Annotated in this window: 1 protein-coding gene; it reads right to left on the reverse strand. The window is 70.8% G+C overall.

The genetic code is table 11. The annotated features are described in order from the left end of the window. Positions 1–281: dihydrodipicolinate synthase family protein (locus RVY79_RS19155; RefSeq protein WP_317466143.1), on the reverse strand; the 281-nt coding region annotated here is incomplete at both ends.

Below are 281 nucleotides of genomic sequence, written 5' to 3' on the forward strand. Positions count from 1 at the left end.
GGCCTTCGCCGCCGTCCCCAATTGCACGATCGGCAGCCGCGTCGCCGGTTGCATGAAGCCCAACAGCGCCAGCGCGAACTTCAGCGCGGCCGGATGCTCGCGTTCCAGCAGGGTCGCCAGCGGCACCAGCCGCTGATGCAACTCGCGCGCCTGGTACAGCCGGCCCGCGCGGAAGTGCCGGTGCACGGCGACATACAGGTCGGGCGCGACGTTCGTCACCGCGGAGACGCAGCCATCGCCGCCGGCCGCAAGCCAGGCGAGCGATGAATTGTCGTCACCGG

Origin of the sequence: Chromohalobacter sp. HP20-39 (assembly GCF_033052815.1) — a bacterium.
Lineage (GTDB): Bacteria > Pseudomonadota > Gammaproteobacteria > Pseudomonadales > Halomonadaceae > Chromohalobacter.